Origin of the sequence: Devosia sp. (genome assembly GCF_028290645.1) — a bacterium.
Taxonomy (GTDB): Bacteria; Pseudomonadota; Alphaproteobacteria; order Rhizobiales; family Devosiaceae; genus Devosia_A.
Map to the genome: position 1 here is coordinate 1 of NZ_JAQGJL010000359.1, position 13,101 is coordinate 13,101.

At 66.4% G+C, this 13,101-nt stretch carries 12 protein-coding genes and 1 pseudogene; 8 read left to right on the forward strand and 5 right to left on the reverse strand.

Annotated elements, in window-relative coordinates; genetic code table 11:
* From JWQ89_RS19070 to JWQ89_RS19085, 4 genes are all read left to right on the forward strand, one after another.
* Positions 1-685: Gfo/Idh/MocA family oxidoreductase (locus tag JWQ89_RS19070; RefSeq protein ID WP_299643611.1), on the forward strand; the 685-nt coding region annotated here is incomplete at its 5' end.
* 53 nt (positions 686-738) lie between these two features.
* Entirely contained in the window at positions 739-1,785 is a 1,047-nt protein-coding gene (locus tag JWQ89_RS19075) for a Gfo/Idh/MocA family oxidoreductase (protein ID WP_299643614.1), read from the forward strand.
* Between the two features lie 268 nt (positions 1,786-2,053).
* Entirely contained in the window at positions 2,054-2,302 is a 249-nt protein-coding gene (locus JWQ89_RS19080) for a GlsB/YeaQ/YmgE family stress response membrane protein (protein ID WP_299643616.1), read from the forward strand.
* 1 nt (position 2,303) lies between these two features.
* The gene (locus JWQ89_RS19085) at positions 2,304-2,822 is read left to right on the forward strand and encodes a GNAT family N-acetyltransferase (protein WP_299643634.1); all 519 of its coding nucleotides are present in this window, start codon (positions 2,304-2,306) and stop codon (positions 2,820-2,822) included.
* A 55-nt stretch (positions 2,823-2,877) separates the two neighbouring features.
* On the opposite strand, the gene JWQ89_RS19090 is transcribed toward JWQ89_RS19085, so the two are convergent.
* The gene (locus tag JWQ89_RS19090; RefSeq protein WP_299643617.1) at positions 2,878-4,725 is read right to left on the reverse strand and encodes a bifunctional metallophosphatase/5'-nucleotidase; all 1,848 of its coding nucleotides are present in this window, start codon (positions 4,723-4,725) and stop codon (positions 2,878-2,880) included.
* A 230-nt stretch (positions 4,726-4,955) separates the two neighbouring features.
* Between JWQ89_RS19090 and JWQ89_RS19095 the strand changes: the two genes are divergently transcribed.
* From JWQ89_RS19095 to JWQ89_RS19110, 4 genes and pseudogenes are all read left to right on the forward strand, one after another.
* A complete protein-coding gene (locus JWQ89_RS19095) occupies positions 4,956-5,609 on the forward strand; it encodes a ThuA domain-containing protein (protein ID WP_299643618.1) in 654 nt (217 codons plus the stop codon).
* Between the two features lie 89 nt (positions 5,610-5,698).
* Positions 5,699-6,526, forward strand: a pseudogene (locus JWQ89_RS19100) (cytochrome b/b6 domain-containing protein); the annotation flags it as partial.
* A gap of 166 nt (positions 6,527-6,692) precedes the next feature.
* The gene (locus JWQ89_RS19105; RefSeq protein WP_299643620.1) at positions 6,693-7,490 is read left to right on the forward strand and encodes a molybdopterin-dependent oxidoreductase; all 798 of its coding nucleotides are present in this window, start codon (positions 6,693-6,695) and stop codon (positions 7,488-7,490) included.
* A 496-nt stretch (positions 7,491-7,986) separates the two neighbouring features.
* The gene (locus JWQ89_RS19110; protein ID WP_299643622.1) at positions 7,987-9,501 is read left to right on the forward strand and encodes a DEAD/DEAH box helicase; all 1,515 of its coding nucleotides are present in this window, start codon (positions 7,987-7,989) and stop codon (positions 9,499-9,501) included.
* A 252-nt stretch (positions 9,502-9,753) separates the two neighbouring features.
* On the opposite strand, the gene JWQ89_RS19115 is transcribed toward JWQ89_RS19110, so the two are convergent.
* From JWQ89_RS19115 to JWQ89_RS19130, 4 genes are all read right to left on the reverse strand, one after another.
* Positions 9,754-10,470 (reverse strand): intradiol ring-cleavage dioxygenase, encoded by a 717-nt coding sequence (locus tag JWQ89_RS19115; protein ID WP_299643624.1) that lies wholly within the window; start codon positions 10,468-10,470, stop codon positions 9,754-9,756.
* A gap of 468 nt (positions 10,471-10,938) precedes the next feature.
* Positions 10,939-11,562 carry a nucleoside deaminase gene (locus JWQ89_RS19120; protein WP_299643626.1) on the reverse strand — a complete coding sequence of 208 codons (624 nt, stop codon included), beginning with the start codon at positions 11,560-11,562 and terminating at the stop codon, positions 10,939-10,941.
* Positions 11,563-11,649: 87 nt separating this feature from the next.
* A complete protein-coding gene (locus tag JWQ89_RS19125) occupies positions 11,650-12,432 on the reverse strand; it encodes an META domain-containing protein (RefSeq protein ID WP_299643630.1) in 783 nt (260 codons plus the stop codon).
* Positions 12,433-12,528: 96 nt separating this feature from the next.
* Positions 12,529-13,023, reverse strand: a complete 495-nt coding sequence (locus tag JWQ89_RS19130) for an ureidoglycolate lyase (RefSeq protein ID WP_299643631.1) — start codon at positions 13,021-13,023, stop codon at positions 12,529-12,531.
* Positions 13,024-13,101 lie beyond the last annotated feature (78 nt).

The following is a 13,101-nucleotide window of genomic DNA, read 5'->3' on the forward strand; positions in this document are numbered from 1 at the left end:
GTACCGGAACGTCGCCGAACTCCACAAGGCGCGCGAGATCATCGCCTCGGGCGTGATCGGGGAGGTCAAGCACATCGAGGCCAGCTACCTGCAGCACTGGCTGGCGCTGAGGGACTTCAACGACGCGGCAAACCTCGCCGGGACCTGGCTGTGGCGGCTGTCGAAGGGCCACGGCTCGAACGGCACGGTCGGCGACATCGGCATCCACATCCTCGATTTCACCACCTTCGCCACCGGGCAGGACATCGTCTCGATGAACTGCCGGCTGCAGACCTTCCAGAAGGTGCCTGGCGACCGCATCGGGGAGTACGTGCTCGATGCCAATGACAGCTTCATCATCAGCGCCGAGTTCGCCAACGGCGCCATCGGCACGATCCACTCGTCGCGCTGGGCGTCGGGGCATTCGAACGACCAGCGGCTGCGCGTCTACGGCAACAAGGGCGGGCTGGAACTGAGCCACGGCCACTGGGGCTCGCTGCTGCGCGTCTGCGCGGGCGAGGACGTCGCGACCTCTACCTGGCGCGAGGTGAAGGCCGAGCCGGTGAAGACCAATTACCAGCGCTTCGTCGAGGCAGTGCGGACCGGCATGCAGACCGAGCCGAGCTTTCGCCACGCAGCGGGGCTGCAGAAGGTTCTCGACCTGGCGCTCGTCGCCGATCTCGACCGCAAGGAACACCGGGTCTAGCCGGACCCAACATCTCGGGCGCTCAACCCGCCCAGCTTCGAAGGAATACGAATATGCGCATGCTCATTCTTGGCACCGGCGGCATGGCCGCGCAGCACGCCAAGCACTTCGCCGCCATCGACGGCGTAACGCTGGTCGGCGGCGTGGACGTCGATCCGAACCGGCTCGAGAAGTTCAACCAGACGCACAACATCCCCAACGGCTTCGCCTCACTCGACGCGGCGATCGCCTGGGGCGAGTTCGACGCCGTGGCGAACGTCACGCCGGACTCGATCCACCACCCGACCTCGATCGCCGCGCTGAAGGCCGGCAAGCACGTGTTCTGCGAGAAGCCGCTGGCGACCGACGCGCAGAAGGCGTTCGAGATGGTCGAGGTGGCGGAGAACGCCGGGCTGATCAACATGGTCAACCTCACCTACCGGAACGTCGCCGAGCTGCAGAAGGCGCGCGAGATCGTGCTGTCGGGCCAGATCGGCGCGGTCAAGCACGTCGAGTCGAGCTACCTGCAGAGCTGGCTGGTCTCGAAGGCCTGGGGCGACTGGCGCACCGAGAGCAAGTGGCTGTGGCGCCTGTCGCGCAAGCACGGCTCGAATGGCGTGCTGGGCGACATCGGCGTCCACATCCTCGATTTCGCCTCCTACGGCTCGGGGCTCGAGATCGAGCACGTGTTCGCGCGGCTCAAGACCTTCGAGAAGGCGGCCGGCAACAAAATCGGCGAGTACGAACTCGACGCCAATGACAGCTTCACCATGGCGGTGGACTTCGACAACGGCGCGCTCGGCGTGATCCATGCCAGCCGCTGGGCCACCGGCCACATGAACGAGCTGCGCCTGCGCGTCTATGGCGAACGTGGCGGCGTCGAGGTGCAGCACCGCCACGACGGCTCGCGCCTGCGCGTCTGCCTCGGCGAGAACGTCGAGACCGGCACCTGGGAAGAAATGGAAGTGCCGCCCGTGCCGACCAACTACCAGCGCTTCGCCGAAGCGGTGAAGACCGGCAAGATGCAGGAGCCCAGCTTCCGCCACGCCGCCGAGCTGCAGAAGGTGCTGGATCTCGCGACGGTGTCCGAGCGCGAGCGCAAGGAACTGGCGACGCATTAAGCTATCGGTGATCGCCTTCTCCCCTTGTGGGAGAAGGTGCCCGAAGGGCGGATGAGGGGTTCTCTCCGCGTACGGTGTCGCTCCTCGCTTCGCTCGGATCGCGCATCGCGAGCGATGCGGGACCCCTCATCCGGCGCTGCGCGCCACGTTCTCCCACAAGGGGAGAAGGCAGGTCGGTGGGCGGGATGGTCTCAACGCAGCCCCGCCCCGCCCATTGCAACCCAATCGTCCCGGGTCCATTTATGAATCCGCGGAATCGGAGGGGCTTATGGGGATTCTCGGCGCTATCATCATCGGGTTCATTGTCGGCATCATCGCCAAGCTGATCACGCCGGGTCCCAAGCCGCGCGGGTTCATCCTGACCACGGTGCTTGGCATCGTCGGGGCGCTGGTCGCGACCTATCTCGGGCAGGCCATCGGCTGGTACCAGGCCGGGCAGCCGGCCGGGTTCTTCGGCGCCATCGTCGGGGCGATCATCGTGCTGCTGATCTGGCGGCAGCTGGCCAGACCGCGCTGAAATCATGGACATCCCCATCATCGAGACCCACCGGCTGATCCTGCGCGGTTATGCGTCCGCGGACTTCGACGCCTTCGCCGCCATGTGGGCCGATCCGGACGTCGTGCATTTCATCGGCGGCAGGAGCTTTTCGCGCGAGCAATCGTGGCAGCGCTTCCTGACCCGGGCCGGGGGCTGGGCGCATCTGGGCTTCGGCTTCTTCGCGGTGATCGAGAAGGAATCCGCCCAGCTGGTGGGCGAGGCGGGCTTCCACGAGGCGCGGCGGACGATCGAGCCATCGCTCGAAGGCACGCTCGAGGCCGGCTGGGCGCTGATGCCCTCGGCGCAGGGCTGGGGCTACGCCACCGAAGCCATGCAGGCGGCAATCGGCTGGGCCGGCGCGCAGTTTCCGGGGCGCCGGATGACCTGCCTGATCAATGTCGACAACCTCGCCTCGATGCGCGTCGCCAGCCGGCTGGGCTTCAAGGAGTTCGCGCGCACCACCTATGCCGACGAAAAGGTGGTGCTGTTCGAGCGCTGAGCGGCAAACGAAAAAGGGCGCCCCGCGAGGCGCCCTCTCCAATTTCAGAAGAGGCCTACTGCGCGGCAGGCGCCTGCATGGCGGGAGCCTCCATCGCGGGCGCTTCCATGGCAGGAGCCTGCATGGCGGGCGTTTCCGCCGGTGCAGCGGGCGTGGTGGCCGGTGCCGCAGGGGTCGCAGCCGGAGCTTCAGTGGTTGCTGGAGCAGCAGGCGTTGCAGCCGGCGCTTCGGTGGCCGCCGGAGCTGCCGGGGCCGGCTCGGCCGCCGCCGGTTCGGGCGCCGGCGCCGGGGAGGCGTCGGTAATGCGGCCGTCGGTGTAGGGCGTGTAGGTGCCGCCCTGCTTGGCGATGTAGTCGGCAACCACCTTCTCGAGCGGCGGCCCGAAATCGTAGGCGTTCACCGCGTTCGAGCCGAACAGCGCGTAGCCATCGCCGCCGCCGCGCACGTAGTTGTTGGTGACGACGCCGTAGGTCTTCGCCGGGTCGATCGGCACCCAGTTGTTTCCGTCCTTGACCAGCACGTCGCCGACGAGGCGCGAGCCGGCGGGCTTGGACTTGTCGAAGGTGTACTTGAGGCCGGCGACCTGCGGGAAGCGGCCGGCGACGTCCTCGATCTGGCTCAGGCCGTTCTCGAGCGAGGCGACGAGGTCGGCGCCGGTGATCTGGAAGGTCGCGAGGGTATTGGAGAACGGGAGCACGGTGAGCACCTCGCCCATGGTGATCTCGCCCTGGTCGATCGAGGCGCGGAGGCCCCCCGAGTTGGCGATCGAGATGGTGACGCCCTGGTCGGCAACGCGATCGAGCTGGGCATCCGCGACGAGGTTGCCCATCGAGCATTCCATGACGCGGCAGACATCGCGGTTGCCCTCGATGGGGGCGGCGGCAGTGCCGATGACTTCGGACTTCAGGGCTTCGAGCGGCTTGCCCAGTTCGGCGACGCGATCGATGAAGCCCTGGTCGGGCTTGACGGAAGCGTCGAGGACGATCGGCGCGCCTTTGGCGGAGATGAGCTTGCCGGCATCGTCCCAGGTGACCTTGATGTCGCCCAGATACTTGCCGTAGCTGCCGGCCTGGACGATCGGCACGTCGACGCCGTCCGGGTTCTTGACCAGCGTGGGGTAGGGGCCCGCGGCCTTCTCGTCGGTCGAGCTCAGATAGGTGTGCGAATGCCCGCCGACGATGATGTCGATTCCCGGCACGGCCTTGGCCAGTTCCTGGTCGACGGTGTAGCCGATATGCGAGAGGACGATGATCTTGTTGATGCCGGCGCCCTCGAGCGCGGCGACTGCGCCCCCGACGTAATCGGCGACGTCCTGGAACGCCACGTTGGGGCCGGGCGAGGCGATTTCCGGGGTGTCCTCGGTGGTGGCGCCGACCACGCCAATCTTCTCGCCATCGACGGTAAGGACGATCACGCCCGGGGGCAGGCCCTTGAGGTCGGCATCCTTGGTGGAGTCGAAGTTGCCGCCGATGATGGGGAATTTGGCGGCGGCGATGAACCGCGCGAACTCGGCCGGTCCGTCGTCGAACTCGTGGTTGCCGGTGGCGACCACGTCGAAGCCCATGTCGTTCATGAAGTCGGCGACGATCTTGGACTTGTACTGCGTGTAGAACAGCGATCCCTGGAACTCGTCACCGGCCGAGAGCAGCACCACGTTCTCGCCGGCGGCCTTGGCCGCGGCGCGCTGCGCGTCGATCTCGGTCTTCAGCCGGGCGATGCCGCCGAAGCACTCGCCCTTGGTCTCGCCCTCGGCATTGCAGGTCGAGTCCGAGGCGGTGATCGATTCGAAGCGGGAATGGAAATCGTTGATGTGGAGAATGGTGAGGGAGAAATCGGCATAGGCCGCACCGGAAAACCCGGCAGTAAGTGCCAGCGCCGAGGCGCAGAACAAAAATCGCTTCATATCCCTGTCCTTTCGTGGCGGTCCGATTGGCCCGGACCCTTCTCTCATTGGATTGCAACGCGGTCATAACAGCGCCGGTGCGCCCCCGTGCCATGCCACCTGCAACGCCAGTGGAGCCCAGAGTTAACAACAGTTCGCCTGAGAGCGGAAGGGCGGCAGGCGACGCTTTTGGGCTTCCATGAACGGGCGGTTCGGTTACTCTCCGCCGCGTTTTGTGCGGGGAGTCGACTATGCAGAGTGCCTTGATCGTCTGGGGTGGGTGGAACGGGCATGACCCCGAGGAGAGCGCCGCGATCTACCGGCGCTGGCTGCACGAGGACGGCTATTCGGTACGCGTCGAAACCGATCTCGCCGTGCTGGCCGACCCGGCAATCCACGATCTCAGCCTCATCATCCCCATCTACACCATGAGCAAGATCGACAAGGAACCGCTGGCCAACCTGGTCAAGGCGATCGAGGGCGGCGTCGGGCTTGCCGGGCACCATGGCGGGATGAGCGATGCGTTCCGGGACGCGGTGGACTACCAGTTCGTGGTCGGCGGCCAGTGGGTGGCGCACCCCGGTAACATCATCGACTACACGGTCGACGTGAAAAAGCCCGAGGACCCGATCATGCAGGGCATCCCGGCGTCTTTCCCTTATACCTCCGAGCAATACTACATGCACATGGACCCCTCGGTCGAAGTGCTGGCGACGACGACCTTTTCGGGCCAGCATGCGCCCTGGACCAAGGGCGTGGTGATGCCGGTGGTGTGGAAGCGGCACTACGGCGCCGGCAAGGTGTTCCATTCGACGCTCGGGCACCAGGCCAGCGAGTTCGAGAACCCGCACATGGCGACAATTCTCCGCCGCGGCATCAACTGGGCGGCGCGGGCGGAGAGCTGAATACGCGGTCACGCTGGCGTGCTCTCGAGGTGACTTGAAACTTCGCTGCAAAGGGTGCCGTTCTTGCTCTCCGAAGCCAGGGGAGAACGATGGCGAGCATCACTGACGGCGCATTGGCAGAGACGAAGCCGAAGGGGCCGCTGGTCTATCGGCAGGCGATCCTCACCCGCGTCACCCACTGGGTGTGGGCGATCGCGATGTTCTTCCTGCTGCTCTCCGGATTGCAGATCTGGAACGCCCACCCGGCGCTCTATATCGGCCAGCAATCCGGCTTCGCATTCGACAACGCGATCCTCAGGATCGGGGCCGAGAACACAGATGCCGGGCCGCGCGGTTTCACCACCCTGTTCGGGCAGAAATTCGATACCACCGGCGTGCTGGGGATGAGCGGGTCGGCGACGCAGCCGAACTTCGTCGGTTTCCCCGACTGGGCGACGATTCCGTCGTTCCGCGACCTCGCGACCGGGCGCGTGGTGCATTTCTTCTTCGTCTGGGTGTTCCTCGGCGCCATCGCCATCTGGCTGGTCTCGAGCCTTTTCAACGGGCACCTGTGGCGCGACGTGATCCTCAAGCCGCGCGACCTCCGCGACCTGCCCAGGGACATCTGGGACCATCTGCGGTTCCGCTTCCACCATGGACGGACCTACACACCGCTGCAGAAAGTCGCCTATTTCGGCGTGTTCTTCATCCTGTTCCCGCTGATCATCCTCACCGGGCTCACCATGTCGCCGACCATGGATGCGGGCTGGCCTTGGCTGGTCGACGTGTTCGGCGGGCGGCAGACGGCGCGCACCATCCACTTCGTCGTCATGCTGCTCCTGGTGCTGTTCTTCGTCGTCCACATCGTCATGGTGCTGCTGGCGGGGCCGATCAACGAGCTGCGCTCGATGATCACCGGCTACTACCGGACCAGCCCGGACACGGAACCCGATACGCGATCTCTCCACCCCGCCTCCCTCCCCCTTGAGGGGAGGGAACGAGGGAGGGGGTGGTTCGGTGATCGCCGACAGACCCCCACCCCCAGCCCCTCCCCTCAAGGGGGAGGGGGGCCGGCCACCCAGGCGCAGGAAGGGGAGAAATCCAATGGCTGAGCTGATCCTCAACCGCCGCCGGCTGATCGGGCTCGGGGCCGCGTCGGGCGCCTCGCTGGTCCTCGCCGGCTGCGACCAGTTCGATTTCCTCGGGCAGCGCAGCGATCCGGTGCGCAACTTCCTCGAGCGGGCCAACCAGCTGACTTATGCCGCACAGCGCGCGCTGGTGGGTGACCAGGCGCTGGCCCGCGAGTTCGCGGAGAGCGAGATCCGGCAAGGGCAGCGTCCGAATGGCTCGACCGACCCGCGCTCGAACGTCCCCGAATACAGCGACCTCGCGGCGACGGACTTCGCCAACTACAAGCTCAGCATCACCGGGCTGGTGGAGACGCCGAAGCAATATTCCCTCGCCGAACTGCGCAACATGCCGTCGCGCACGCAGATCACCCGGCACGACTGCGTCGAAGGCTGGAGCTGCATCGCCAAATGGACCGGCGTCCCGCTGAGCCGCTTGCTCGACGAGGCCAGGGTGAAGCGGGCGGCGAAGTTCGTGGTGTACCACTGCTACGATATGATGGGGGGCGGGCTGTCGCCGCCGGTGCCGTATTACGAGAGCTCGGACCTCATCGACGCGTTCCACCCGCAGACCATCGCCGCCTACGGGCTCAATGGCGGGGCGCTGCCGATCGAGAACGGCGCGCCGATGCGGATCAGGATCGAGCGGGCGCTCGGCTACAAGCAGCCGAAATACGTGCACACTATCGAGCTGGTGGACGGGTTCTCGCAGTACGGCCTGGGGCAGGGCGGGTACTGGGAGGACAATGGGTATGACTGGTATGGGGGGATTTGAGGGGGCTCCACATCCGCACCGAGCGTGTGGCCACCCCCACCCTTGATCCCTCCCCACAAGGGGGAGGGAGACGACTGAGAGTGCAGCGAAACGCGATCGGCCTCCCTCCCCCTTGTGGGGAGGGAATGAGGGTGGGGGTACCCCACGCTCCGGCCTTCGACTGGTCCCCCGCATAGCTCCCCTGCGCCCGCATTTCCCGATTTCCCTTGCCAATCCGCGCTTTATCCCCCATATGCGCACCATTCGCCCCGCCCGGTTATCCCCGCGAAGGGATTTGGCGCGATGATGGCGATGGACTTCTCTTCTTACTGGCCAAGACGGTGAGCGGCGAAGTGCCCCGGAAATGTCCCCCGCAATAGCGGGAACACCGGGAGACAGCGCAACCGTGCGGCAATCCCGTCGCCATTGCATTTTTTGATCGCGCCGAGCCCGAGATGGGCCCCAGGCGCACCTCGCGCACCGATTGGCCCGGAGCGCGCCAATGAAAGTTTGACCATTGACCAATTCATTCTCCGAACTCGGCCTTTCGGTGCCGCTCGTCAGCGCGCTGACCGCCGCCGGGTTCGACACGCCCACCCCCATCCAGGCGAAAGCCATCCCGCCGCAGCTCCTGGGCCGTGACATCATGGGCATCGCCCAGACCGGCTCGGGCAAGACCGCGGCTTTCGGGCTGCCGATCCTTGCCGGCCTTGCCGAGCTCAAGGGCCGCGCCAACCCGATGACGACCCGGGCGCTGATCCTTGCCCCCACCCGCGAACTGGCGGTGCAGATCGACGAAGTGCTGCATAAGCTCGCCGGAGCGAAGATCTCGACCGTGCTGGTGCTCGGCGGCGCCTCGCGCGGCGGGCAGATCCAGAAGATCGCCCGCGGCGTCGATGTCGTCATCGCGACGCCCGGCCGGCTCAAGGACTTGGTCGACGACCGCAAGCTCAAGCTCACCGAGACGCGCTGGCTGGTGCTCGACGAGGCCGACCGCATGCTCGACATGGGCTTCATCAACGCGGTCAAGCAGATCGCCGCCGCCATCGGCCCGCGCCGCCAGACGGCAATGTTCTCCGCCACCATGGCGCCGGAAATCGCCGAGCTCGCCAAGGGCCTGCTCAACGATCCGGTGCGCGTCGAGGCCTCGCTGCCGGCGACCACCGTCGGCACCATCGACCAGCGGGTGATCCTCGCCGGCTCGAAGGAGAAGCGCGGCGTGCTCAACGAGCTGCTCAAGGACGAGTCGCTGAGCCGCGTCATCATCTTCTCGCGCACCAAGCATGGCGCCGACCGCGTGGCCAAGAACCTCGCGATCGACGGGCATGAGGCCGCGGCCATCCACGGCAACAAGTCGAACAATGCCCGGCAGGCGGCCCTCAAGGGCTTCTCCACCGGCAATGTGCGCATCCTCGTCGCCACCGATATCGCGGCACGCGGCATCGACGTGCAGAACATCACGCACGTGATCAATTTCGAGCTGCCGGACGATCCGGAGAACTACGTGCACCGCATCGGCCGCACGGCGCGCAACGGCGCTTCGGGCTTTGCGATCACGCTGTGCGACGGGACCGAGCGCGGCAAGCTGCGCGATGTCGAGCGGCTGATCCGCCGCACCCTGCCGGTCACCGGCGAGCTCAAGGGCAATGGCGGCGAGATCATCGACGCGGCGCAGGTACGCGCCCAGCGCCAGCCGCCGCGCACGCAGGCTCCGCGTCCCGATGCACAGCGCAAGCACGCCAATGCCGGCCGCCATTTCTCGGGCGCCAAGAAGGCGGCGATCGTCGATGGCCGCAAGCGCACCAATGGCGAGGGCCACGCCCCCGCCGGCAATGCGCAGCAGGTCCGCGGCGGCGCCGGTTCAGGTAGCAACCAATCGCGCAACGGCGGCGCTGCGCCGACCGCTGCGGGCTGGTGGGAAAAGCCCACGGGCCAAGGCACTCCGGCCCCCCAGGCCAACAAGGCCCGCTGGGGCAAGAAGCAGAAGGACGCCAGCCGCGCCAAGCGCGAAGGCGAACGCGCGGCGGGGTAAACTACGATCCCTCCTTCATCTCTCCCCTTGCGGGAGAGAAAGCGATTTCTTGGGCTTAGCGTTTGCTAAGTCCTAGAAATCGCAAGAGAGGGGGCATGGGAGGCACGGGGGCTCCGCACCCCCTCTCTTGCAAATTCTAAGGCTTAGCGAAGACGCTAAACCTAAGAATTTGCTCTCTCCCCCGCCGAGGGGGAGATGGCGGAGAGATCGGCGCATGAAAGAAGGGGCGGTCCGATGGTCCGCTCTTTTCTTTTACCGGGCTGCGTTCGGGTCCACCCCAATAATCATCGCCACCAGATAACTCTCCTCCATCTCCTTCACATATGCGAATGACGCGCGGCTCGCCTGGCGGGCGATGTTGTCGTTGCTGTTCATCACGTCACGCTCGGCACCGCGGTCGCTGTAAGGCGGTACCGTTTGATAGAGGAACTGGCTCAGTGCGTCGGGGAAGAAGAGCTGGCCGGTGAGGGCGGTCCGTTCGTTGAGGTACACCATGAAATGGATGTGCGTGGTGCGGCCCGGATACCAGCCGGGATAGATGGTCTGGAATTCGACGATGCCGGTGGGGCCGGCGAATTGCGTGCCGCGGAGGAACGTCTGGCCGCTGGTGTCGATGCCGCCGGTCTGGCCGGGGTAGCCTGAATAGAGCCCCTCGGCATTGCAGTGCCAGATATCGACGCGGGCGCCCTCGATCGGCTTGCAGCTGCCATCGACGACCTGCAGGCGGACCGTGGTGGCGACGCCCTCCTGTGTGCCTTCGGTAATGTCCGCCCGCTCCAGCGCGGGGTCGAAATAGTAGGGACCCTGGGTCGTTGCCGGGGTCAGGACGCAGACGTCGGCGCCCGGCATCAGGCCGCCGGTCTCTCCGCTCGTCTCCTGGGCGAACGCCTTCTGGCTCATCAGTGCGCCGCCGGCGGCGGCGACGGCGACGAGGCGCAGGGCGTCGCGGCGGTTGAGGGGGCTGGGCATGGTCCGGTCTCCTTGATGGGCTGCGCCAAACGCTGCGATACAGGACGGAACGCTTTATTAGGCCTCGCGAAATGTGGCGGAACACGGAGATTTCTGAACCGGAGATAAACGCCGGGTACCGGGAACGTTCAAACGCGCTGCCGCATTGTTGCCCTCAAGATGAACCAACCGGCGCGAGGCGCCGGACGACCCGGAGGCAACTATGCTCAAGCTCACCCTCATCGCCCTGTTCGTGATGTCGATGGCCACGCTCACCATCGCCGCCTCCGCGCTGCCGGTCGAGACCGCGCCGGTCGCCGCGCTCGCCGATCTCGGCTGAGCCCGCCCATCGTGACCCCCGAACAGCAACGCAGCCCGCAGCGGCCCACCGGGATGAGCACCACGATGCTGATCCTCCTGGTCGTGGTGTTCGCCACGGTGCTGGCCGTCCTCGCCTTCGCCGCCGCCAGCGTGGTGCTGGTCTAGAGCCTAGCTCAGCGGAATCCCCTTGTTCCCCTTGTCCTTCTGGTAGGTCGCCGACAGGTCGTTGTAGGCGGCGTTGAGGTCGTCGACGCGGGCCACAAGGCGCTCCTTGGAGGAGCGATCCATGCCGGCGATCATCTGCTGGATGTCGTGGCTCTGGAAGAAGGCGTTCCGTCGGTTGTAGAGCGGGCGATCGGCGGGGACATGGTCACGGTCCGGGTCGGGCACGGCGTAGACTTCCTTGAGGATCCGGATGTCGTGCGGAATGCCGAAACTGTCGCGCGTGTCCTCGTAGCTGAACAGATAGTAGAAATTATCGAAGCCACCCCAGGTGATGCCCGAGAGGCAGAGCGAGCAGGGCTCGTGGGTGGCGAGGAACAGGCAATCCCCGGCCGCCGGGCGCTCCGTGGCCGGGAGCTCGTAGAAGCGCTTGATGGCGTGCATTTCGCCATGCCAGAGCGGATTCTCGGTCTCATTATTGGTCTCGCCGACAACCAGCGACAGGTCGGATTTCCTCAGGATCGCCGCGCCGAACAGCTTGTTGCCGCCGCCGACGCCGCGCTTGGTCAGCGGCAGGAGGTCGAGCTCGATGACATCGAGCAGGCGGGAAATCAGGGCGGGCGTATGCATAAGGGTCTCCGGTCCGGGTGCCCGAACGTGAGGGGAGCCGTGGCGAAGGTCAAGCCGATCGGCGTGCGACCGGTGCCAAGGGTTGGATCAGTACCGCGACCGCGACAAACGCGCGAGCTCCACGCCGCTGCCATCCACCAGCACCAGGTGCTCGCCGCTCATCCGCCAGAAGCGCGTGTCGGCGAGGGCGGAGAAGAAGCTGTCCTCCTGCCGCGTCGCGTCCTCGGATAGGCACGCCATGCGCGTCGCGGCGACGGCGCTGAACACCAGCCGCTCGGAGCCCAGTTGGGCCTGCGCGAACCACGAATTGCAGCCGCCGCGGCCGCCCGCCCGCATGTCCGGCGCGATGGAGAGCGACGAGACGATGCCCCGCGCCACCGGCACGCCGCCGATGCTGTCGGCCTGCCAGGTGATATCGAGGATCGGCGGCGGGGCGACCGGCTGGGGTTCGGGCTGCACGGCAGCGGGTTCGGCTTCTTCATGCGGCGCCAGGCTGACGACGATCAGGATCGGGGCCGCCGGCGCCAGCGGGTCGATGGCGAAGGGCTCGGTGCTGCGGAACCACACCGCATCATCGGCGCCCGAGATTTCCGCGACCAGCGCGTAGTGGTGACCGGGGAGGACGACGCTTTCCTCGAAACTGAGCGTGAAGGTCAGCGGTACCTGGCCGGGGCTGGCTATCGCGGCCTCTGCGGAGACGCGCGGCTGGTCGGGTGTCGCGAGATCGATCAGCGACACGGTGAGGATGCCCTCGGGCGGCAGCGCGATGCGCTCGCGATAGGTCACGTCGCCGGTGAGCGTCACCTTTGCTGCGAGCGCCGGGCTCGCCAACGCGAGCAGAAGCGCCATCATCGCCACAACGATCCGCATGACCGAGCCTCCAAGCCTCAAGCGGGGCTACCTGCGCACCAGATTATGGAGGAATTGCAACGCGGCGCGACGCCGGATCGCCAATCCGGCGAAGAATTAGCGGCGCTCGATTATTAAATACGGGACCGGAAAGAAGTATTCCTCAAGGTTATTTCCATCGCCGCCGCGGTCGACGATCAGGAAGTCGGAAACCTCGTCGAGCGGGGTCAGCACGCCGTGCCAGGTGTTCATCGCCATGTTGACGCCCTGGCCCGGCGCCGCGAGAAAAGCGCGCGGCAGGCCCGGCACGCCGCCCTCGTCGGGCGCGACGATCGAGAGGAACGGCCGCGGCGACAACGGGTAGAACGCCTGGCTGCCGAGCGGGTGCCGCTCCACCATGCGGAGGGTCAGCGGCAGCGCGTAGGGCTGTCCGCGGGCGATCGAGACGAGCGGACGCGGGTGGATGCCGGCAAGCTCCACCTTCGCCAGATCGTGGTAGCGCTCGGTCATGCCCCCGTTGATCGGATAGTGCTGCGCGCCCTCGGTTTCGATCACCTGGCCGAACGGGGCATAGGCGGCGCGGGTCAGGGGCTCGATGGTGATCTCGATCATGCGGGAGTCCTGGCTGAAGCAGAGAGCCCCCTCCCGGCCTCCCCCACAAGGGGGGAGGTGAAGAGTCGAGTTTGTGGC

Coding starts and splice junctions, on each gene's coding strand:
- JWQ89_RS19120 (WP_299643626.1), bottom strand. CDS start 11,562: ATGCATACGCCCGCCCTGATTTCCCGCCTGCTCGATGTCATCGAGCTC.
- JWQ89_RS19125 (WP_299643630.1), bottom strand. CDS start 12,432: ATGCGGATCGTTGTGGCGATGATGGCGCTTCTGCTCGCGTTGGCGAGC.
- JWQ89_RS19105 (WP_299643620.1), top strand. CDS start 6,693: ATGGCTGAGCTGATCCTCAACCGCCGCCGGCTGATCGGGCTCGGGGCC.
- JWQ89_RS19115 (WP_299643624.1), bottom strand. CDS start 10,470: ATGCCCAGCCCCCTCAACCGCCGCGACGCCCTGCGCCTCGTCGCCGTC.
- JWQ89_RS19075 (WP_299643614.1), top strand. CDS start 739: ATGCGCATGCTCATTCTTGGCACCGGCGGCATGGCCGCGCAGCACGCC.
- JWQ89_RS19090 (WP_299643617.1), bottom strand. CDS start 4,725: ATGAAGCGATTTTTGTTCTGCGCCTCGGCGCTGGCACTTACTGCCGGG.
- JWQ89_RS19130 (WP_299643631.1), bottom strand. CDS start 13,023: ATGATCGAGATCACCATCGAGCCCCTGACCCGCGCCGCCTATGCCCCG.
- JWQ89_RS19080 (WP_299643616.1), top strand. CDS start 2,054: ATGGGGATTCTCGGCGCTATCATCATCGGGTTCATTGTCGGCATCATC.
- JWQ89_RS19095 (WP_299643618.1), top strand. CDS start 4,956: ATGCAGAGTGCCTTGATCGTCTGGGGTGGGTGGAACGGGCATGACCCC.